The 19,401-nt window shown below is 74.8% G+C and carries 19 protein-coding genes; 12 read left to right on the top strand and 7 right to left on the bottom strand.

Going from position 1 to position 19,401, the window contains the following annotated elements; all coding sequences use genetic code 11:
* The first annotated feature begins 45 nt into the window (after window positions 1-45).
* Window positions 46-1,170, top strand: a complete 1,125-nt coding sequence (locus ACZ4WV_RS24255) for a DNA topoisomerase IB (protein ID WP_465750045.1) — start codon at window positions 46-48, stop codon at window positions 1,168-1,170.
* On the opposite strand, the gene ACZ4WV_RS24250 is transcribed toward ACZ4WV_RS24255, so the two are convergent.
* The 3 genes from ACZ4WV_RS24250 to ACZ4WV_RS24240 are packed head-to-tail and all read right to left on the bottom strand — an operon-like array spanning window position 1,071 to window position 3,717.
* Window positions 1,071-2,072 carry a PHP domain-containing protein gene (locus tag ACZ4WV_RS24250; protein WP_465750043.1) on the bottom strand — a complete coding sequence of 334 codons (1,002 nt, stop codon included), beginning with the start codon at window positions 2,070-2,072 and terminating at the stop codon, window positions 1,071-1,073. The genes ACZ4WV_RS24255 and ACZ4WV_RS24250 overlap by 100 nt on opposite strands.
* 40 nt (window positions 2,073-2,112) lie before the next feature.
* Complete coding sequence (locus tag ACZ4WV_RS24245; RefSeq protein ID WP_465750041.1) at window positions 2,113-3,129, bottom strand: SDR family oxidoreductase; 1,017 nt, start codon at window positions 3,127-3,129, stop codon at window positions 2,113-2,115.
* 36 nt (window positions 3,130-3,165) lie between these two features.
* On the bottom strand, window positions 3,166-3,717 hold the full coding sequence (locus ACZ4WV_RS24240) for a DUF6328 family protein (RefSeq protein ID WP_465750039.1): 552 nt from the start codon (window positions 3,715-3,717) through the stop codon (window positions 3,166-3,168).
* A gap of 191 nt (window positions 3,718-3,908) precedes the next feature.
* Between ACZ4WV_RS24240 and ACZ4WV_RS24235 the strand changes: the two genes are divergently transcribed.
* Together ACZ4WV_RS24235 and ACZ4WV_RS24230 are read left to right on the top strand one after the other, a co-directional pair.
* On the top strand, window positions 3,909-4,349 hold the full coding sequence (locus ACZ4WV_RS24235) for an STAS domain-containing protein (protein ID WP_465750037.1): 441 nt from the start codon (window positions 3,909-3,911) through the stop codon (window positions 4,347-4,349).
* An 11-nt stretch (window positions 4,350-4,360) separates the two neighbouring features.
* A complete protein-coding gene (locus tag ACZ4WV_RS24230; protein WP_465750035.1) occupies window positions 4,361-4,873 on the top strand; it encodes an ATP-binding protein in 513 nt (170 codons plus the stop codon).
* 33 nt (window positions 4,874-4,906) lie between these two features.
* Here ACZ4WV_RS24230 and ACZ4WV_RS24225 read toward each other — a convergent pair whose 3' ends face one another.
* Both ACZ4WV_RS24225 and ACZ4WV_RS24220 read right to left on the bottom strand, forming a co-directional pair.
* Complete coding sequence (locus ACZ4WV_RS24225) at window positions 4,907-5,074, bottom strand: hypothetical protein (protein ID WP_465750033.1); 168 nt, start codon at window positions 5,072-5,074, stop codon at window positions 4,907-4,909.
* 42 nt (window positions 5,075-5,116) lie between these two features.
* Window positions 5,117-5,440 (bottom strand): plasmid stabilization protein, encoded by a 324-nt coding sequence (locus ACZ4WV_RS24220; protein WP_465750031.1) that lies wholly within the window; start codon window positions 5,438-5,440, stop codon window positions 5,117-5,119.
* 171 nt (window positions 5,441-5,611) lie between these two features.
* On the opposite strand from ACZ4WV_RS24220, the gene ACZ4WV_RS24215 reads away from it, so the two are divergent.
* The 9 genes from ACZ4WV_RS24215 to ACZ4WV_RS24175 all read left to right on the top strand — a co-directional run bounded on the left by ACZ4WV_RS24215 (window position 5,612) and on the right by ACZ4WV_RS24175 (window position 16,302).
* A complete protein-coding gene (locus ACZ4WV_RS24215) occupies window positions 5,612-6,619 on the top strand; it encodes a SigB/SigF/SigG family RNA polymerase sigma factor (RefSeq protein ID WP_465750029.1) in 1,008 nt (335 codons plus the stop codon).
* 141 nt (window positions 6,620-6,760) lie between these two features.
* Window positions 6,761-8,566, top strand: a complete 1,806-nt coding sequence (locus ACZ4WV_RS24210; RefSeq protein ID WP_465750027.1) for a thiamine pyrophosphate-requiring protein — start codon at window positions 6,761-6,763, stop codon at window positions 8,564-8,566.
* Window positions 8,553-9,011: a hypothetical protein gene (locus tag ACZ4WV_RS24205; RefSeq protein WP_465750025.1), complete on the top strand. Its 459-nt coding sequence runs from the start codon at window positions 8,553-8,555 to the stop codon at window positions 9,009-9,011. The genes ACZ4WV_RS24210 and ACZ4WV_RS24205 overlap by 14 nt, the downstream gene beginning before the upstream one ends.
* Window positions 9,004-11,328, top strand: a complete 2,325-nt coding sequence (locus tag ACZ4WV_RS24200; RefSeq protein ID WP_465750023.1) for a GMC family oxidoreductase — start codon at window positions 9,004-9,006, stop codon at window positions 11,326-11,328. The genes ACZ4WV_RS24205 and ACZ4WV_RS24200 overlap by 8 nt, the downstream gene beginning before the upstream one ends.
* A 64-nt stretch (window positions 11,329-11,392) precedes the next feature.
* On the top strand, window positions 11,393-12,067 hold the full coding sequence (locus tag ACZ4WV_RS24195) for an HAD family hydrolase (protein ID WP_465750021.1): 675 nt from the start codon (window positions 11,393-11,395) through the stop codon (window positions 12,065-12,067).
* Between the two features lie 145 nt (window positions 12,068-12,212).
* A complete protein-coding gene (locus ACZ4WV_RS24190) occupies window positions 12,213-14,507 on the top strand; it encodes a SpoIIE family protein phosphatase (RefSeq protein ID WP_465750019.1) in 2,295 nt (764 codons plus the stop codon).
* Window positions 14,508-14,645: 138 nt separating this feature from the next.
* Window positions 14,646-15,305 carry a nucleotidyltransferase family protein gene (locus ACZ4WV_RS24185; protein WP_465750017.1) on the top strand — a complete coding sequence of 220 codons (660 nt, stop codon included), beginning with the start codon at window positions 14,646-14,648 and terminating at the stop codon, window positions 15,303-15,305.
* Window positions 15,302-15,556, top strand: a complete 255-nt coding sequence (locus ACZ4WV_RS24180) for a hypothetical protein (protein WP_465750015.1) — start codon at window positions 15,302-15,304, stop codon at window positions 15,554-15,556. The genes ACZ4WV_RS24185 and ACZ4WV_RS24180 overlap by 4 nt, the downstream gene beginning before the upstream one ends.
* Entirely contained in the window at window positions 15,553-16,302 is a 750-nt protein-coding gene (locus tag ACZ4WV_RS24175) for a metallophosphoesterase family protein (protein ID WP_465750013.1), read from the top strand. The genes ACZ4WV_RS24180 and ACZ4WV_RS24175 overlap by 4 nt, the downstream gene beginning before the upstream one ends.
* 71 nt (window positions 16,303-16,373) lie before the next feature.
* On the opposite strand, the gene ACZ4WV_RS24170 is transcribed toward ACZ4WV_RS24175, so the two are convergent.
* The gene (locus ACZ4WV_RS24170) at window positions 16,374-18,143 is read right to left on the bottom strand and encodes a glycoside hydrolase family 15 protein (RefSeq protein ID WP_465750011.1); all 1,770 of its coding nucleotides are present in this window, start codon (window positions 18,141-18,143) and stop codon (window positions 16,374-16,376) included.
* Window positions 18,144-18,155: 12 nt separating this feature from the next.
* A complete protein-coding gene (locus ACZ4WV_RS24165) occupies window positions 18,156-19,109 on the bottom strand; it encodes a TIGR03557 family F420-dependent LLM class oxidoreductase (protein WP_465750009.1) in 954 nt (317 codons plus the stop codon).
* Window positions 19,110-19,401: the final 292 nt, after the last annotated feature.

Raw genomic sequence — 19,401 nt, 5'->3', positions numbered from 1 at the left:
CGCAAACCCGGTGTGGTCCGGCGCGCCGGGGGAACCAGCCGTACCGTGACCAGACTGACCACCGCGGACCCGCACGGCCCCGGCTGGCGGCGGCTGCGCCGGGGCCGGGGCTTCGCCTACCGGGACGCCGACGGCGCCCCGCTGCGCGACGCGGCGGCCCTCGCCCGGGTGAAGGCGCTCGCGATCCCGCCGGCCTGGACGGACGTGTGGATCTGCCCCCACCCCCGCGGGCACCTCCAGGCCCTCGGCACCGACTCGGCCGGGCGCCGCCAGTACCTGTACCACCCCGAGTTCCGGGTCCGGCAGGAGGCCGCCAAGCACGACCACGTCCTCGCCGCGGCCCCGGCCCTCCCCCGGCTGCGCCGACGCGTCGAGGAGGACCTCGCCCGGCGCGGCCTCGGCCCCGAGCGCGTGCTCGCCTGCGCCGTGCGCCTGCTCGACCTGGGCTTCTTCCGCATCGGCGCGCCCGGCTACGAGCGCGCCAACGGCTCGTACGGCCTCACCACCCTGCGCCGCGACCAGGTGGCGGTGCGCGGCAGCCGGGTGCGCTTCGCCTACCGCGCCAAGTCGGGCCGCGAGCGCGACCTCACCCTGGAGGACCGCGCGGTGGCCGGCGTGGTCCGGGCGCTGCTGCGCCGCCGCGACCCGGGGCCGCGACTGCTCGCCTTCCGGGAGGGCCGGACCTGGACGGAGGCCGACGCCGCACGCCTGAACGCCTACCTGCGCGAGCACAGCGGCGCCGACCTGTCCGCCAAGGACTTCCGCACCTGGCACGCCACCGTGCTGGCCGCCGTCGGGCTGGCGGTCTCCTGGCCGTCAGCCGGGCTCCCGCCGGCCGCGCGCCGGCGCGCGGAGGCCCGGGTGGTCCGGGAGGTGGCCGACCACCTGGGCGACACGCCCGCCGTCTGCCGCGCCGCCTACCTCAACCCGCGCCTGTTCGAGCTGTACGACCGGGGCATCACCATCGCCCCCGCCCTGCGGGCGCTCGCGCCGGGGGAGGGGCGGGGCCTGCCCGGCACCGGTGAGGAGGTCGAGCGGGCGGTCATCGACCTCCTGAACGGTGCGGACGATCAGCCGCGCCGGCCGTCCGCCCAGGCCAGCAGCCGGTCGCGCGGCCAGGTGGTGACCAGCCGTTCGGGGCCGAGGCCGAAGCGCGCGGCGCGGGCATAGCCGGAGGTGAGCCAGTGCAGTTGCTCCGGTGCGTGGGCGTCGGTGTCGACGGCGAACAGGCAGCCGGCCTCGGCGGCCAGCCGCAGCAGCTCGTCGGGCGGATCACGGCGCTCGGGACGGCAGTTGATCTCCACCGCCGTCCCGGCCGCGGCGCAGGCGGCGAACACCGCCTCGGCGTCGAAACTGGACGGCGGCCGCCCGCGCCCGGTGACGATCCGCCCGGTGCAGTGACCCAGCACGTTCGTCCGGGGCTCGCGCACCGCCGCGACCATCCGGGCCGTCATCGGCTCCCGGTCCGCGCGCAGCTTGGAGTGCACGGAGGCCACCACCAGGTCGAGGCGGTCGAGCAGTTCGGGTTCCTGGTCGAGCGAGCCGTCCTCGAGGATGTCGCACTCGATCCCGGTCAGCAGACGGAAGTCCCCGGCGCGGGCGTTGTAGGCGGCGACGGCGTCGAGCTGGAGCCGCAGCCGCTCGGGGCTGAGGCCGTGGGCGATGGTCAGCCGAGGTGAGTGGTCGGTGAGCACGGCCCAGTGGTGCCCGAGCGCGCGGGCGGCGTCCGCCATCTCCTCGATCGGGTGGCCGCCGTCTGACCAGTCGGAGTGGAGGTGGCAGTCGCCGCGTGCGGCCGCCAGCAGCTCCCAGCCGGCGCGCGCCTGGGGACCCGCCGCCTCCTCCAGCTTGGCGAGGTAGGCGGGTGTGCGGCCGGCCGAGGCCTGGGCGATCACCTCGGCGGTGACCGGTCCGACGCCCCGCAGCCGGCGGGCCCGGTCGGCGTCCACCGGGCCGGGCGGCAGGGCGCGGAGCGCGTCGGCCGCGGTGTGGAAGGCCCGGACGCGGTACGTCGAGGCGCCGTTCCACTCCAGGAGGAAGGCGATCCGCCGCAGGGCCTCCGCCGGCTCCATCGCGGCGCCCGACTCAGGGCGTCGTCCCGCGCACCGCCGCTCACCGCCCCCGGGCGAGGGCGCCGGCGGCGGCGCCGAGCAGGGCCGCCCCGCCGGCGGCGAGCAGCCCGTGGTGCTGGGAGGCCCACAGTTGGGCGCTGTGCTCGCGGGCCTCCCGGTCGAACCGGCCGTGGGCGCCGTGGTCCGTGGCGGCGTCCGCCGGGGCCCAGAGGTTGGCCCGGTCCTGGCCGCGGTGCAGTTCGTCGTCCTGCTGGGCGGCGATCCCGGTGCGGGCCAGGTAGCGGTCGAGCAGGCCGGGGGCGAGCGCGTTGGCGATCAGGGTGGCCGCGGTGCTGCCGCCGACCCAGTACTCCCGGCGCCCGGGGTGGTCGGCGGCGTAGCGGACGGCCCGGGCGGCCAGCTCGGGCTGGAGGACGGGCGGGACGGGCCGGGCGCGGCCGCGCAGCCGGTTCAGCACCCAGTCGAACTGCGGGGTGTTGACGGCCGGCAGCTGCACCATGGTCACCCGCACCCCCGATCCGCTGGCCAGCAACTCGCACCGCAGCGCCTCGTGCCAGCCCTGGATGGCGTGCTTGGCGCCGCTGTAGGCCGTCTGCAGCGGGATCCCCCGGTAGGCGATCGCGGAGCCGACCTGCACGATCGTGCCGTGGTCGCGCGGCAGCATCCGGTTCAGTGCGGCCCGGGTGGCGTTCACGTAGCCGAGATAGGTGACGTCGGTGACCCGCCGGAATTCCGCGGCGCTGATCTCGGTGAAGGGTGCGAACACCGAGACGAAGGCGTCGTTGACCCAGACGTCGATCGGGCCGAACTCCGCCTCGGCCCGGGCGGCCACCGCCTCGCAGGCCTCCGGATCGGACACGTCCGCCAGGATGGTGCGCACCGGCGAGCCCGCCGACTCCGCCTCGGCCGAGGCGGCGCGCAGCCCGGCGATGCCGCGGGCGACCAGCACGAGCCGGTCGCCCCCGGTGGCGAAGGCCCGTACGCAGGCGCGGCCGACCCCGGCCGTGGCGCCGGTGATGACGACGGTGCGGGGCTTGGAACGCTTGCGTCTCGTCATGGCGGGGCGTCTTGCCGGGCGGGCGGCCCCGAAACGTCACGGATCCGAGCCCGTGTCGGGGTCGTCCGGCGGCCGGGTGTACTTGCCGTCGTGCCGGCGCAGGTGCCGGATGGGCAGCAGCAGCCAGCAGGACGCGAACCAGAACATGACGACGCCGGTGATCCAGCCGGAGATCGCCGACCCGGTCGCCACCCGCAGCAGGAGCAGCAGGGCCGCGCCGATCGTCAGTGCCAGCAGTACCAACCCGACGGCCACCAACCGGGCTGCGGCGTCGACCAGTTCGGGCTTCAGCCGACGCCCGGCGAAGATCCGGTGGTAGGCGACCGGGGAGGTCAGCGAGCCGGTGGCGAGCGCCCCGAGGACGACCGTCGAGACGTACAGACCCCGGTCGAAACCGCCGAGTTGGCCGAAGCGCGGCATGAACACCACGCTCAGCAGGAACCCGAAGAGGATCTGCGACCCGGTCTGGGCCACCCGCACCTCCTGCAGCAGCTCGGCCCAGCGCCGGTCCGCCCGTTCCTCGGGTGACTCCCGCCGACCGGTCCGGGGCCGCGGAAGGTGCCCGCGCTCGCTGTCCGGCGTCGCCATGCCGATCGCCTCCACCTCCTGTCCGTCAGGCGTGTAGCCGCGACCGGTCCGGGCAAACGCGGGTCATGGACGAGGAGCGAGTGGCCTTCCCGACCGTCCCCACGGGTCCGTCCGGGGGCTCGGCGGTCCGCGCCGCGCGGCATGATGGTCGGGACGGTACGTCGCCGTCCCGACCACTCAGGGAGCGCGCCATGCCACCGCCAGCCGAAGAACCCACCGGGGCCGACGGGGACCAGGCCCAGGGCGCCTTGCGCATCGCCGTGGCGCGCGCCGGCCCGGTGCGCGTGGTCACCGTCGCCGGGGAGCTGGACCACGACTCGGCGGACAGCCTGCGCACGGTGCTCGCCGACCCGGGCGACGACGGCGTCGACGGCGTCGAGCGGATCGTGGTCGACCTCGCGGGCCTGCGGTTCTGCGACTCCACCGGTCTGAACATCCTGCTGCACGCCCGGATCGAGGCCGAGGCCGCGGGGCTGCGCCTGGAGCTCGCGAGCCCGCGCCCGATCGTGGCCCGGCTGTTCGCGATCACCGGCGCCGACACCGTGCTGCGGATCCATCCGGACCTGAGCGCGGCATTGAAGTCCGCCGACGGGCAGTCCGGGGACGCGGACGAAACTCCCGGAATGGTGTGAGGGGGCTCGGCATGGACCGCTCCGGACCAGGACCGCAAGCGGCCGCCGGGGAGACCAGACGGCTCGTGTTCGACGGCAGCCAGGGCGCCGTCCAGCGCAGCCGCGAGTTCAGCCGTGAGGCGCTGCGGTCCTGGCACTGGTTGCCCACCGTCGACGACGAGCAGGAGGCCGTCGCCGAGGACGTCCTGCTGATGGTCTCGGAGCTGGTCACCAACGCCTGCCTGCACGCCCCCGGGGGTCCGCGCGAGCTGCGGCTGCGCTGGGACGGTGTCCGGTTGCGGGTGGAGGTAATGGACGCCAGTCCGGTGCGGCCGCGACTGCGTCCCTTCGCCGATCCGGGGCGGCCGGGCGGCCACGGTCTGCGGGTGGTGGACCGGCTCGCCGGTGCCTGGGGCAGTGTTCCCTCGGGCGCGGGGAAGTCGGTCTGGCTGGAGGTGCCCTCCCCGCTCGACCGCCGCGTCAGCCCCGCCCGGAAGGGCGGGGCTGACGCGGCGGAGTGGAGCGGAGGACCGGACGGCGAATGAGCCCGGCCGAACCGAGCTCGACCGAACGGCTCGTCAGCGCTGTCCGGGGTGCGGTTCGATGGGCGGTGCCGGGTCGGGGTCGGGCATCGGGAACGGCGGGACGGGCGGGGGCGCCGGATCGGGGTCCTCGCCCGGCCGGGGTGCCGGGTAGGGGTGGGGGATCGGCTCGGTGTCCGGATCCGGGGGTGTCGGAATGGTCATGGCGGAACCTCGCGGACCTCGTCGACGGGGCGCCGGGCGCGCTCAGCGGCCCAGCGCGTCGGCCAGTTCGTTCTTGTTCATCTTCGAACGGCCCTTGATGTTGCGGTGCTTGGCCTCGTTGTACAGCTGGTCGTAGGTCGGGCCCTGGGCACCCGTGTGGGAGCGCTGCCCACCGCGCCGGCTCGACGACATGTCGTGGGTCGAGGTACGGCTCGCGGTCTTCGACTCGCCGTGCCGGGCGCGTTCCTTGTTGACCGTACGGGCGGCGATCTCCTTGGCCCGCTTCTCGCTCTCACCCCGGTCGAGCGCGCTGTCCTTGATGTGCTCGTACTGGCGCTCGCGCTTGGGGCTGGATCCTCGGGGCATGACCGCCCTCCTCTCGTGTCCCAGTGCTGACGCCAGCGCGTCTACCCGGAGGAAATACAAGAAACCCACCCAAAACATGAATTCGAAGTCGCATGTCGGGTAGAACAGCCATGCGGTCGATGGACGAACGGCCGCCCGGCACCCGAACACGGGTGCACCGGGGCCCGCCCGATGGCGCGGGTCCTGGGGAAGAAGCCTCGACGCGCGGGTGCGAGCCCGCCGGGCGTCACCAGGCGTTCACCCCGTCACCTGGAGAGACCAGTGTCCACCTCCCTGGAAACACCTCGCACCGGCGACCGGACCGCCGCCGTGCCGTCGGGCACCGAGCCCGACCTGCCACCGAGGCCGACCGAGGCCGAACTGCGCTCGATGGGCAAGACCGAGGCGCGTGAACTCAGCGACGCGCTGTTCGAGCGCCTGGCCGGGCTCGCCCACGAGACCCACGCCTACAGCTACGTCCGCGGCACGATCATCGAACTCAACATGCCGCTCGTCCGGTTCATCGCGGCCCGCTTCCGGCACCGCGCGGAGGACATGGACGACATCCTCCAGGTGGGTACGATCGGCCTGATCAAGGCCGTCGACGGGTTCGATCCGGCACGCGGCGTCGAGTTCGTCACCTACGCCATCCCCACCATCGCCGGTGAGATCAAGCGGTTCTTCCGCGACACCTCCTGGCCGGTCCGGGTGCCGCGCAGCATGCAGGAGCTGTACCTGACCGTCGCCCGCGGCTCCGACCGGCTCGAACAGGAACTCGGCCGCCTTCCGCAACCCGAGGAGATCGCCGAGGACCTCCACCTCAGCGTGGCGGAGGCCACCGAGGGACTGGTGGCCGGCCGGGTCTACCGCCCCAGCTCGCTGGACGCCCTGCGCGAGCAGAACACCGACGAGACCGGCAGCGCGCTGCTGGACCGGCTCGGCAGCTGCGATCCCGGCATCGAGCTCGCCGACTTCCGCACCGCGGTGCGCCCGCTCCTGGCCAAGCTGCCCGAACGCGAGCAGAAGGTCCTCAAGCTCCGCTTCTGGGACGGCTGCACCCAGTCCGAGATCGCCGACCGGATCGGCGTCTCCCAGATGCACGTCTCCCGGCTGCTGAGCGCCACGCTGACCCTGCTGCGCGAGCAGCTGGAGGACGAGGACGCGCCCGGGTGGGCCGACGAACAGGAGGAAGCCGGCTGACCTTCCTCCCGGTCGGGCGTTTCCGGTCCCCCGCAGCGGTTACCCGCGCTGCGGGGGACCGTCGTGTCGAGGGGAAGGGCCGAGGCAGAAGAGAAGTCGCACGGAGCACGAGAAGCACGGAGCGCGAGAAGGAGGAGCACTGTGTCCCCGAAGGTTTCCGACCACATCCTGGAACGACTGCGTGCCTGGGACGTCCGCTACGTCTTCGGCTACCCCGGTGACGGCATCAACGGGCTGATGGCCGCCTGGGGCCGCGCCGACAACAACCCCGTCTTCGTCCAGGCCCGGCACGAGGAGATGGCGGCCTTCGAGGCGGTCGGCTACGCCAAGTTCTCCGGCCGCACCGCGGTGTGCGCCGCGACCTCCGGCCCGGGCGCGATCCACCTGCTCAACGGCCTGTACGACGCCAAACTCGACCACGTCCCCGTGGTGGCGATCGTCGGACAGACCAACCGCAGCGCCATGGGCGGCTCCTACCAGCAGGAGGTCGACCTGCTGAGCCTGTTCAAGGACGTCGCCGCCGAGTACTGCCAGATGGTGACCGTCCCCGAACAGCTGCCCAACGTGCTCGACCGCGCGCTGCGCACCGCCACCGCCCGCCGCACCGTCACCGCCGTGATCGTGCCCGCCGACGTCCAGGAACTGGACTACAGCCCGCCCGAGCACGCCTTCAAGATGGTGCCCTCCAGCCTCGGCAGCCCGCGCTGGACGGTCGTCCCCGAGGACGGCGAACTGCGCCGGGCCGCGGACGTGCTCAACTCGGGACGCAAGGTCGCGATGCTGGTCGGCCAGGGCGCCCGGCACGCCCGCGAGCAGGTCGAGCGGACCGCCGAACTGCTCGGCGCCGGCGTGGCCAAGGCGCTGCTCGGCAAGGACGCGCTGCCCGACACGCTGCCGTACGTCACCGGGGCGATCGGCCTGCTCGGCACCCGCCCCTCCTACGAGCTGATGCGTGACTGCGACACCCTGCTCACCATCGGCTCCAGCTTCCCGTACACCCAGTTCCTGCCGGAGTTCGGCCAGGCCAGGGCCGTGCAGATCGACCTCGACCCCTTCATGGTGGGCCTGCGCTACCCGTACGAGGTCAACCTCGTCGGCGACGCCGCCCGGACCCTGGACGCCCTGCTGCCGCTGCTGGTCCGCAAGGAGGACCGCGACTGGCAGCGCACCGTCAGCGACAACACCGAGCGCTGGTGGCAGGTCATGGAGCGGCGGGCCCAGGTCGGGGCGGACCCGATCAACCCCGAGTACGCGATCCACACCCTCGACCACCTGCTGCCCGACGACGCCATGGTCACCGCCGACTCCGGCTCCGCCGCCAACTGGTACGCCCGGCACCTGCGCTTCCGCGGCGGGATGCGCGGCTCGCTGTCCGGGACCCTGGCCACCATGGGCCCCGGCGTCCCCTACGCGATCGGTGCCAAGTTCGCCCACCCGGACCGGCCCGCCATCGCCCTGGTCGGCGACGGCGCGATGCAGATGAACGGCCTCGCCGAGCTGATCACCATCGCCAAGTACTGGCAGCGCTGGGACGACCCGCGGCTGGTGGTCGCGGTGCTCAACAACTGCGACCTCAACCAGGTCACCTGGGAGCTGCGGGCCATGGAGGGCGCGCCCAGCTTCCTCCCCTCCCAGGAACTGCCGGACGTCGACTACGCCGGCTTCGCCCGCAGCCTCGGCCTCGGCGCCGAACGGGCGGACGCGCCGGAGGACGTCCAGGACGGCTGGCAGCGAGCCCTTGCCGCCGACCGTCCGTTCGTGCTCGAACTGCGCACCGACCCGGCCGTGCCGCCGATCCCGCCGCACGCCACCTGGGACCAGATCCAGGCCGCCGCCACCTCCGTGCTGCGCGGGGACGCGGACCGCGCGGCGATGGTCCGCCAGGGCTTCAAGGCGAAGCTCCAGGAGTTCCTGCCGTCGTTCGGGGGCCGGCATGGCCGTCACTGAGCTGGCCCGGCGCGGCGTCGACCTCGCGGTGCGCAACGTCCGCACCGGGCGCTTCCAGCGCTCGCTGGCCATGGTCACCGGCGCCGGCTCCGTGATCACGGCCGCCGAGATCTACCTGGAGCACGACCGGGCCGGCTTCGGCAACCGCGTCATGTGGTGGCCGGTCCTGCTCGGACCGGTCGGCGCGGTGGCCGGGGTGGCCGGGGCACTCAGCCCGAAGATGGCCCGCACCCTGCTGCCGGTCGCCTCCGCCGCCATCACCGCCAACGGTCTCCAGGGCACCTGGCTGCACGTGCGCGGCGTCGCCCAGAAGCCCGGCGGCTGGGCGATGGCCCGCTACAACGTCGAGATGGGGCCCCCGCTGTTCGCCCCGCTGCTGATGAGCATGGTCGGAGGGATGGGCCTGGTCGCCGCCGTACTGCGCCGGGAGTCGCGCGATGCCTGAGCCGCGCTTCCCCGGCTACGACGCGCTCAGCCAGTCCCGCCACTGGGACCGCGAGACGGTGGCCGCCGTCCTGGCCCGCACCGGCCCGCTGCCCCCGCTGCGCTTCTTCACACCCGCCGAGGAGGCCACCGCCCGCGCCCTGCTCGACCTACTGCTCGACCACCCCGACGTCCCGCTGCTGCCGATGATCGACGCCCGGCTCGCCGAGATGGAGACCGACGGCTGGCACTACGCCGACATGCCGCCCGACGACGAGGCCTGGCGGCGCACCCTGCGCGCCCTCGACGAGGACGCGGACGGCCCCTTCGCCGCACTCACCGAGGTCCAGCAGCGGGCCCTGGTCGGCCGGGTCCAGGAACTCCACGGCGAGCGCTGGCACGGACTGCCCGCCCAGCACGTCTGGAGCCTGTGGACCAGGTACGCCTGCACCGCCTACTACTCCCACCCCACCGCCTGGAACGAGATCGGCTTCGGCGGCCCCGCCCACCCGCGCGGCTACCTGCGCCTGGGCGTCGACCGGCGCGAGCCCTGGGAGGTCGCGGACGCCCACTCGCGACCGCCCCGGCCGCCCGACGACCAGCCGCCCGCCCCGGTGCCGCCCGCCACCGACCCCGGCCGGCACTCCCGGCTGCGCGCCGCCGCCGAGACCGTACGGGCCAACGCGGCCGCCCAGCGCGACGTGCGCCGCTCCAACGCCTCCGCGTGGCTGCTGCCCGAGCACGGGCACGGCTTCGACCACACCCTGCTGCGCGACATGCGGCGCTACGCGGACTCAGACGAGGTCGACCTGCTGATCGTCGGCTGCGGCGCGGGCGGCGCCACCCTCGCCCAGCGGATGGCCCGCCGGGGCTGGAGCGTCGTCGTGCTGGAGGCCGGGCCGTTCTGGGACCCGCTCACCGACTGGGTCAGCGACGAGGCCGCCTCGCACCACCTGTACTGGACCGAGCCGCGGCTCATCTCCGGCTCCGACCCGGTGCCGCTCGGCTCCAACAACTCCGGCCGCGGCGTGGGCGGTTCGATGGTCCACTTCGCCGGCTACGCGCCGCGCCTCCACCCCTCGGACTTCCGCACCCACACCCTCGACGGCGTCGGTGCCGACTGGCCGATCGACTACGAGGACCTGCGCGAGTCCTACCGGCGCGTGGAGTACGAACTCCCCGTCGCCGGCCAGTACTGGCCCTGGGGCGACCCCCACCCCTACCCGCATCCCCCGCACCCCGTCGGTGGCAACGGCGAGGTCTTCCTGCGCGGCGCCGCCGCCCTCGGCATCGAGGCCCGGGTCGGCCCGGTCGCCATCGCCAACGGCCGCTTCGGCCGCCGCCCGCACTGCATCTACCGGGGCTTCTGCCTCCAGGGCTGCAAGGTCAACGCCAAGGCCTCCCCGCTGATCACCCACGTCCCCGACGCCCTCGCACACGGCGCCGAGATCCGCGCCGACTGCATGGCCGCGGCCGTCGAACTCGACCACGAGGGACTCGCCCGGGGCGTCCGCTACTTCCACCGCAGCCGCGAACATCTCCAACGCGCCCGCACCGTCGCCATCGCCGGGTACGCCATCGAGACCCCGCGGCTGCTGCTCAACTCCACCTCCAAGCGCTTCCCCGACGGCCTGTGCAACGACCACGACCTCGTCGGCCGCTACATGATGGTGCAGGGCGCCCCGCAGACCTCCGGCCGCTTCGAGGAGGAGATCCGCGCCTACAAGGCCCCGCCGCCCGAGGTGTCCACCGAGCAGTACTACGAGACCGACCCGGCCAAGCCCTACAAGCGAGGCTTCGCCATCCAGAACACCTCCCCGCTGCCGATCACCTGGGCCGAACACGTCGTCGCCCAGGGCCACTGGGGCGCCGACCTGCGCGCCTACCTCTCCGACTACGTCCACTGGGCCACCCTCGGCGCCGTCGCCGAACTGCTGCCCCAAGCCGACAACCGGGTCACCCTCGCCGCCGAGACCGACCGGCACGGCCTCCCGGTGGCCCAGTTCGCCTACTCCCAGTGCGACAACGACCGGCAGCTGATCGCCGCCGCCCGCGGGGTCATGGAGTCCATCCTGCGGGCCGCCGGGGCGAGCGAGGTCATCACCATCGACCGCTACGCCCACCTGGTCGGCGGCTGCCGGATGGCCGACCACCCGCTGGCCGGCGTGGTGGACCACCGGCTGCGCACCTTCGCCGTACCCAACCTGCTGATCACCGACGGCAGCGTGCTGCCCACCCAGGGCAGCGCCAACCCGGCGCTGACCATCATGGCCCTGGTCGACCGCGCGGCCGGCCTGCTGGCGGCGGGCGAACGCTCCGGACTGCGGGCGCCGTCGTGAACACGACCGGCCACAGCCGCGCACGCCCGCGGCCCCACCGGGGGCCGACCGGAAGGAGGAGACCATGACCACGACCCCGGCGGCGCTCTTCGACGTCGACGGCACCCTGCTCGACACCGCGTACTTCCACGCCCTCGCCTGGTGGGAGGCGCTCCGGCAGTACGACCGGACCGTCCCCACCTCCCGGGTCCACCGGGCCGTCGGCATGGGATCCGACCAGCTCCTCGACCACCTGCTCGGCAGCGAGCGGGACCACGGCGACGACGAAGCCATCACCAGCGCCCACGACGCCCTGTACGCCCGGTTCTGGCCGCAGATCCAGCCGCTGCCGCGCGCCGCCGACCTGCTGCGCGCCTGCGCCCACCGGGGCTGGCGGGTCATCCTCGCCACCTCCGCGTCCGAACGCGAGCTCGGGGTGCTGCGCCGGGTACTCGACGCGGACGACGTGATCAGCGCGGCCACCTCCGCCGACGACGTCAGCGCCACCAAGCCCGCCCCCGACCTGGTCCACGCCGCCCTGGACCTGGCGGAGGCGGAGCCCGAACACGCCGTGTTCATCGGCGACACCGTCTGGGACGTGACGGCGGCCGGCCGGGCGCGGGTGCCGTGCATCGCGGTGGAGACCGGCGGCTCCGACGCCCGGGAACTCCTCGGCGCGGGCGCCGCCGAGGTCCACCGCGACACCGCCGAACTGCTGGCCGACCTCGAGCGGAGCCTGCTGGGGCGGCCGGCCCGCTGAGACCGGGACGGCGGGCTGCCGCCAGGGGCCGCCGGTGGCACAGTGGGAGCAGGGCGGCACTCGCCGTCCCCCCCCCGCCCGGAGACGTCCCTCCCGGACGCACTCCGGCGGCTCCCTGCGGGAAGGCCGACCGGCTGGACGCGAGATGACCGACACGAGCCAGTTCCCGGACCCAACGGCGGGCCCAACGGCGGACCCAACGGCGGAGGCCCTGGCCGCGACCGTCCGTCGGCTCCAGGACGAGCTCCGGCGACTCCAGGCCGGGGCCCGCGGCCGTTCGGCCGTCGACCTGGCCACCGGGATCCTCGCCGAACGCCTCGGCCTCCTGCCCACCGAGGCGGCGGTCCACCTCGCCCGTCTGGCGCGCGAGGCGGGGGTGCCCGTGACCTCGCTGGCCGCCGAGGTCGCCGGACTGCCCGCCCCCGGGCCCGGCCTCCCGTCCGCGCCCGCCGACGCCGCCGCTACCGTCCCGTCCGCGCTCGCCGCCGTCCCCGACCTGCAGCGCGCCGCCGAATCGGTGCTGGAGCAGGTGGGGACCGCACTCGGCGCCCACGCCGTCGTCGTCTGGCAGCGCCTGCCCGGCGGCGTCCTCGCCCTCGCGGCGCACGCCGGGCTCTCCGCCGCCGAGGCCACCCCGTGGAGCCGCGTCCCGCCCGGGCTCCCCACGCCGGCGCAGCGCTCCGTCGCCGGGGGAACGGAGCTGTGGCCGGGAGAGCCGGGGAGCGAAGGCCCCTCGGTCGGTACCGGCTCGGCACGGGCGGTGCTGCCGATGGTCGACGGCGGCCGGTGCCGGGGCGCGCTGGAGGTCCTCTGGCAGGCGCCCGCCCCGGCCCTGGGCGGGCCGCAGCGCCGCCAGCTGCGGGCGCTCGCCGACCTGTGCGCGACCCTCCTGTGCGAGAGCGGGCCCGCCGCGCTGCCCGAGGACTCCCCGGACTTCCTGGAGGGGCTCGCCATGCCGGCTCTGCTGCTGGAGCCGATCCTGCGGGACGGCCGGGTCGTGGACTTCACGATCCTGCGGGCCAACACCCGGTTCCGCGATCCGCTGGGGCGCCCCCGGCCCCTGCTCGAAGGGGGCTCGCTGCTGGAGGCCTACCCGCTCGCCTCGGCCACCGGCCTGTTCCCGCGGCTGGTGCGGGTGCACGAGACCGGCGAGCCGCTGCCCGGGCAGAACCTGCGGCTGGTCTTCAGCCGCGGCGGGCTCGCCGTCCCCGACACCGTCCTGCTCGCGGTCGCGCCGCTGCACGGCCGGCTGCTGGTCGAGTGGCAGCAGGGGCGTGACCGGGAGCAGGGCCGGGCCGGGCTCGACGAGCGGACCGGGCTGCTGGACCAGGCCCAGCGGCTGGCCCGGGTGGCCGGGTTCGAGGAGAGCCCCGACGGCAGCCGGGCCCAGTGGAGCGCGGGTCTGCGCGAGCTCTTCGGCCTACCGCCGGAGGCCGACCCGGTGCCACTGGGACGGCTCACCCGGCACGTCCACCCCGACGACGTCCCGGCGGTCCGCCGCCTGCTGGACCGGGTGGGCCGCCGCCACCGCACCGCCTCCGCGGTCTTCCGGCTCGCCCAGCCCGACGGCACCCACCGCTACACCCGGGTGATCGCCGAGCCCGTCCTCGACGACGAGGGCCGGATCACCGCGATCCGCGGTGCCTACCAGGACGTCTCCGCCCAGCACTCGACCGAGGTCGCCCTCGGCGCCACCCGGGCCCGCCTCGCCGACACCGAGCACCAGGCGGCCGAGCGCGAGCAGCTGGCCCTGCGGCTCCAGCAGGCCATCCTGCCCGCCGCGCCGCCCGCCCTGACCACCGCCGGCCTCCAGGTCGCCGTGCGCTACCGCCCGGCGGCCCAGCGCGACCGGGTCGGCGGAGACTGGTACGACGTGCTGCCGCTGCCCGACAAGCGCGTCCTGCTGGCCGTCGGCGACGTGGCGGGCCACGGCGTCGGTGCGGCCACCGGGATGGTCGCCCTGCGGCACGCGCTGCGCGGCCTGGCCGTCACCGGGGCCGGCCCGGCGCGGCTGCTGGAGTGGGCCAACACGGTGGCACTGCGGGAGCCCGGCCAGGTCACCGCCACCGCCGTGTGCGCCCTGTTCGACCCGGCGGGCGGGCGGCTGCGCTGGGCCCGGGCCGGGCACCTGCCGCCGGTCCTGCTCGGGCCGGGCAGCGCCGAACTGCTGCCGCTGCCGCACGGCGTACTGCTCGGCGCCCTGGAGGACGCCTGGTACGAGGAGCACACGGTGCAGCTGGTGCCCGGCGACGTCCTGCTGCTGTACACCGACGGCCTCGTCGAGCGCCGGGACCGCCCGGTCGAGGAGTCCGTCGACCAGCTGATCCGCGCCGCCGGGTCCCCCGGCCGTGACCTGGAGGGCTACCTCGACCGGCTGCTCGCCCTCAGCTCCGCCGACACCGACGACGACACCTGCCTGATCGCCGTTCAGGTGGAGTAGGTGGCTGGGGGGCAGGCGGGCAGCCGGAGCGGGCCGGCCGGAGCGCGCCGGCGGGAGTGGCGGGCGCCCGGAGTGAATCCCCGCCGCCGGGGTAGCCGTGGAAGCGCCCCGAAACGCAGGGCCGAGGAGGAGGACGCGATGGACCACCGCGTCGAAGAACCCGATCCGCCCCGGCCGCCGCGCCCGCGGGTGGACGAATGGCCACACGGCGAGACCACCGGGCAGCTGCCCCCGGACCGCACCCAGGCGATCCTGGAGGCGGCGAAGCGGATCGCCTCGCTGCTGAAGGCCAAGGACCACCCGTTCGCGCTGGCGGGCGGCGTGGCCGCCTACGCGCACGGAGCCGTGGTGCGCCTCCAGCACGACGCCGACTTCTGCATCCGCCGGGAGGACGTCGACGCCGTCACCCGCACCCTGCGCGAGGCCGGGCTCCAGGTGTTCCTCCCGCCGGAGGACTGGCTGATCAAGGCCCGGTGCCTGGGCCAGGACATCGACCTCATCCTCGAACTCGCCAAACGCCCGGTCACCTCCGAGCTGCTGGAGCGCGCCGAAGTGCTGCCGGTGGACTCGGTGCACATGCCGGTGCTCTCCGCCACCGACCTGGTCGGCAGCCTGCTCGCGGCCTTCTCCGAACACCACTGCGACTTCGGGGCGGTGCTCTCGGTGGTGCGCCCGCTGCGGGAGAAGGTCGACTGGCGGCGGGTCCGCGCCGAGCGCGGGGACGCGCCGATGGCGGCCGCCTTCCTCTTCCTCCTGGAACGGCTCCAGGTGATCGAACCGGAGGAGGCCGCCCCATGAGAGCTTCCGACGACACCGAGTACCGGCTCGCCCATCTGCGCGACCGGCTGGCCGACGACGAGGTCGGCGAACTCGGCCTGCGGATCGAACTGCACGGCACTCACGTCACCGTGTCCGGCACGGTGGCGACCGAGCAGCGCCGCGTGGCCGTCCAGCGCATCGTCGCCGAGGCCCTGGCGGGCCTCACGGTGTACACCGACATCGCGCTGGCCGACGGCCGGCCGCCGGTGGGCGCGGAGGACCTGCCGTGATCCGGGTGGCCGCCGTGGGGGACATCCACCTGGGCCCGGACAGCCGGGGCGCGCTGAGGCCCGCCTTCACCTCCGTGGCCGGCCTGGCGGACCTGCTGCTGCTGGCCGGTGACCTGACCCGGCACGGCACCCCGGAGGAGGCCGTGGTGGTGGGGGAGGAGGTGGCCGGACTACCCGTGCCAGTGGTCGCGGTCCTCGGCAACCACGACTACGACGCCGGCCGGGCGGACGAGGTCACCCGGATCCTCAACTCCTACGGGGTGCAGGTGCTGGAACGCAGCTCGACCGTGGTCCGGGTGGACGGGCAGCTCGTCGGCGTGGCCGGTACCAAGGGCTTCGGCGGCGGCTTCGCCGGCCGTAGCGGCGGCGAGTTCGGCGAACCGGAGATGAAGGCCTTCATCCGGCACTCCCGGCACTGTGCGGACGGGCTGCGCGACGCACTGGACCGGCTCACCGCCGAGGGCTGCGACCTGCGGATCGCGCTGACCCACTTCGCCCCGGTGCCGGACACCCTGGCCGGGGAGCCGCCCGAGATCTACCCGTTCCTGGGCAGCTACCTGCTCGCCGAGGCCATCGACGAGGCCGGGGCGGACCTGGCCGTGCACGGCCACGCCCACCTCGGCACCGAACGCGGCCTCACCGCCTGCGGCGTGCGGGTGCGCAACGTCGCCCAGCCGGTCATCGGGCGGGCCTTCGCGGTCTACCACCTGCACGGCCAACCGGACGGCGCCGGACCCGGCAGTTGACCGGACAGCTGAACCGGCTGACGCGGCGGTTGCCGGCGGTCAGCTGCCGGGTCGGTCAGCTGCCGGGTCGGTCAGCTGCCGGGGGGAAGCGCCAGGCGGGCGGCGGACTCCAGCAGCATCGCGTGCACGAAGGCCTGCGGCAGGTTGCCGCGCTGCTGGCGCTGGGCGACGTCGTACTCCTCGGAGAACAGCCCCGCCGAGCCGCAGAGTCCGCGGGTGGTCTCGAACCACCGGGCCGCCTCCACGGTGTGGCCCTGCTGGTGCTCGGCGAGCGCCAGCAGGAAGCCGCAGAGCACGAACGCGCCCTCGGCCTCGGCGAGCGGGCGCTCGTCGTGCCGGAACCGGTAGGCGTAGTGCCCGTCGGTCAGTTCCTCGCGGCAGGCGCGCAGGGTGGCGACGGTGCGCGGATCGTCGGGGGAGGGGCAGCCGCGCACCGGCGGCAGCAGCAGGGCGAGATCGGGCGCCGGGTCGTCGGGGGAGCGCTGCCACCGGCCGGAGGGATGCAGCGAGTGCCGGGCGGTGTGCGCCAGCAGCCGGTCGGCCAGCGCGTTCCACTCGGCCGCGAGCCCGGCCGACAGCCCGGCCGCCCCGGCCACCTGCGGGCGGGTGACCGCGCGTAGACCGGCGGCGCAGATCAGCCGGCTGTGGGTCCACCTCCGCTCGCCCAACTCCCAGATCCCGGCGTCCGGTTCGCGCCACCGGGCGGCGATGGACGCGGCGGCGGTACGGACCGCGCGGTGGGCGTCGGGGCTCAGCCGGTCGTGCCGGGCGGCCGCCGCGAACAGCAGCAACGCCTCGCCGAAGGAGTCCAGTTGGAACTGCCGGGTGATCTGGTTGCCGACCTGGTCGTGGCCGCCCGGGTAGCCGGGCAGGTCGACGGTGCGCTGGTCGGGCACCCGGCCGCCGGTCACGGTGTACGCCGGGGCGATCCGCGGGCCGTGCTCCACCAGCCGGGCGGTGGTGAAGCGCACCGCGTCGTCCAGGAGGGGGTACGGGCCGCAGGCGGCGACGGCCTGCCCGGCCAGGCACTGGTCCCGGATCCAGACGTAGCGGTAGTCGTAGTTGCGGCCCTCCTCGGCGCGTTCGGGCAGGCTGGTGGTCGCCGCGGCGACCATGCCCCCGGTGACCGAGGAGGTGAGTCCGCGCAGCACCGCGTAGGAGAAGCGGGCGTCGCGCCCGTCCAGGGTGTGGTCGAGGGCCGGTACGGCGTCCCGCCAGCCGCGTTCGGTGGCGCGCCAGCACCGCTCGGGGTCGGGCGGCGGGCCGTCGGGGCCGCTGTCGCCGACCTCCAGGACGAGGTCCAGCCGCTCGCCCGGGTCGAGCGCGACCTCCGCGGTGAGCTGCCCGTCCGGGTCGGGGCGGGCCGTCTCGGCGCCCGTCCAGCGCAGGTGCATCCGCCCGGTGCGGATGGTCCAGCCGTCCGTCGCGCGGTGCGGGCTGCGGGCCCGGTCCGTTCCGAAGCCCTGGCCGGCCGCGAGCCGGATCCGCAGCCGGGCCGGTCCGTACTCGGCGGTGACGCGGCGCAGCAGGACCAGCCGGTGCGGATCGGCGGGCAGGGCCAGCGCCTCGCGGCACTCGACCACGCCCTGCTCGGTGACCCACCGGCTGCGGTGGATCAGTCCGCCGTTCTCGTAGTAGCCGCCGGGGACGAACCGGCCGACCGGCGTCACCGCGTAGACGCCGCTGCCGCCGACCAGGCCGGCGAACAGCGGGTCGGAGTCCCAGCGGGGAGCGCACAACCAGGCCACCTCACCGAGCGGGCCCACCAGCGCGCCGCGTTCGCCGTCGGCGAGGAAGGCGTACTCGCGCAGGCTCCAGGGCGGGAAAGCGGTCACAGGCACGCTCCTCGGTGCTCAGGCCACTTGGGGCAGGATCTGCTCGCGGTAGAAGTCGAAGAAACCTTCCTGCTCCTGGCCGATCTGGCCGACGTACACCTCGTCGAAGCCCGCCCCGACGTAGGCGCGCAGCTGGTCGGCGTGCTCCTGCGGGTCGTCGCCGCAGGTGACCGCGTCGGCGACCTGCTCCTCGGTGACCAGCTCGGTGGCCTGCTCGAAGTGCTGGGGAGTGGGCAGGACCTGGGCGAGCTCGCCGGGCAGCAGCTCGCTCGGCCAGAGCCGGTGGACGGTCTTGACCGCCCGCTCGCGGTCCTGCGACCAGCAGACCTTCACCCCGCCGATCACCGGCCCGGTTCCGCCCGCCGCGCGGTAGCGCCCGATCAGTTCGGTGTCCGGCGTCATGGTGACCAGTCCGTCCGCGAACCGGGCCGCCCGCTCGGCCGCCTTGGGGCCGAAGGCCGAGACGTACACGGGCAGCCGGCTGTCCTTCGGCGCGGTGTAGAGCCGGGCGTTCTCGACGGTGTAGTGGGTGCCGTGGTGGGAGACCGTGCTGCCGGTGAACAGTTCGCGCATCACCCCGACGGCCTCCTCCAGCATGTCGGCCCGTACGTCGAACGGCGGCCAGCGGTCGCCGAGGACGTGCTCGTTGAGCGCCTCGCCGGTCCCCACGCCGAGCCGCAGGCCGCCGTCCAACTGCACGTCCGCCGTCGCCGCCGCCTGGGCCGTCACGGCGGGGTGGAGCCGGACGGTGGGGCAGGTGACGAGGGTGGTCACCGGCAGCCGGGTGACCTGGGACAGCGCCCCGATCACGCCCCAGACGAACGGGCTGCTGCCCTGGGCGTCGTTCCACGGGTGGAAGTGGTCGGAGATCGCGAGCCGGGTGAATCCGGCCTGCTCCGCCATCCTGGCCTGCTCGACCAGCTGGGCGGGGGTGAACTCCTCGCAGGACAGGAAGTAGCCGAACGCGGTCATGTCAGCCTCGGTTTCCTCGGTCGGACCTCTGGTGCTCTGGTTCCTCCGCCCGAGCGGTTAACCGCACCCGGCCCGGTGAAACCTCCGCCCTGTTTGCCCCGCACGGCCCCGGGTAGCCAGTGGGGTCGATACCGGCGCCCGGCCGGGCGCCCCCATCCCTCGGAGGTGACCACCATGGACGCGCGCGAAGGCGGTCCGACCGAAGCCGTCCGCCCCCTCGACCGGTCCGACGTCAGCGGACCGGCCCGTTCTTGTCCGGCCCGTTCCGGTCCGTCGGGTGCACCCGAGGACG

Source organism: Kitasatospora sp. NPDC029312 (assembly GCF_055569215.1).
The sequence above is the reverse complement of the archived record's forward strand: the minus strand, read 5'-3'. Positions and strand labels throughout refer to the sequence as shown.